We start from the raw sequence: 1,254 nt of genomic DNA on the forward strand, positions 1-1,254 counted from the left end.
CTGTCAATCCATAGAGCGGCTGCACTGTGTCGAAAGCCTTGACCGGCAGCATCAGTGTGCCGATCAGGCCGTAACGCCGGTTGCCGATCATGCTGCGATACCAGTACTGCGTCTGCAGAAAGCCGGCGAACCAGCGTCGGCGCTGACGCAGAAAGCTGGGCAAGGTGCTCGGCGCGTCCGTGCGCGCCCTGGCGCCGCCGATCACGCGTACATCCCAGTCCAGACCACGATCCAGAGCATAGCGACGCAGCCGGTGAATCAGCTCATAGTCCTCGACCAGACAATCCGGATCGAAGCCACCGACCGTCAACAATGCGTCGCGTCGAAAGCACGCAAAGGCACCGGAGACCAGTAGAAGACTATGCGCTCGCATCCACGCATAGCGGGAAATGAAGTTGCGCATGTATTCATAGGTCTGGAACCACTGAAAGAAGCGACCGCTGGCCGTGCGACTGCAGACCGGCGACAGCAAACCTGCTGCGACCACCAGGTTTGGGGATCCGGCGAACGCACGGGACATCGCCGCACATGCGCCCGGTTCGAGCAGCGTATCCGCATCGACGGTCATCACCGTGTCGGTCGTCATCAAGACGATGGCCGCATTCAAGGCGCGCGCCTTGCCACCGTGCGGCATGCGCAGCCAGCGCAATGCGGGGAAGGACGGACTTGGTTCGCTCAGATTGCCCTTGCCAGGGTCAACCAGACCGTAGCGTTCAGCGAGAAGCGCGGCAGTACCATCAGTCGATCCATCATCGGCAATCACAATCTGCGTCGGTACGCGGGTCTGGCCGAGCAACGCATTGAGTGTGATCGACAATACCGCCGCCTCGTTATGCGCGGCAACCGCCACGCCAAGCGTCGGCTGGGGGCCACTGGCCGCAACGGGTGACGGCCTCATGAGCGAGAGTGAGTTCCACGCTACGAAGACCAGCAGCAGCGTGTCGTAAATGACATACGCAATGCCGGTCGACCAGGCAACGACGCCATGCAGGAAGAATGCCCGCGCGAACAACACGATCCACAGCGYCATCACGCCGCCGTGAATCAGCACACTGATCAAAGGTGTGCGCACGGGCGAGAGGCGCGGCGAGGTCAGCGCCCGCGCGCGATCGAGAGCAAGAAGTGGCGTTTCCATCAACATTACGGAAGCATCCGTCCCAAGACCGGATGGCGGTCGATCCACTGGTGTTTGAGCGCGCCCAGAATGTGCAGTGCCAGCACCGCATACAGTGCATAGCCGCATAGCGTATGAAG

Annotated in this window: 2 protein-coding genes; both read right to left on the bottom strand. The window is 61.5% G+C overall.

From position 1 onward, the window contains the following. The coding region (locus AC1DT2_RS23785) for a glycosyltransferase family 2 protein (RefSeq protein WP_477299152.1) at window positions 1–1,135 on the bottom strand (1,135 nt) is incomplete at its 3' end. Between the two features lie 5 nt (window positions 1,136–1,140). Continuing rightward, window positions 1,141–1,254: cytochrome b/b6 domain-containing protein (locus AC1DT2_RS23790; protein ID WP_477299154.1), on the bottom strand; the 114-nt coding region annotated here is incomplete at its 5' end.

Source organism: Luteibacter sp. P4_E6 (assembly GCF_056401535.1).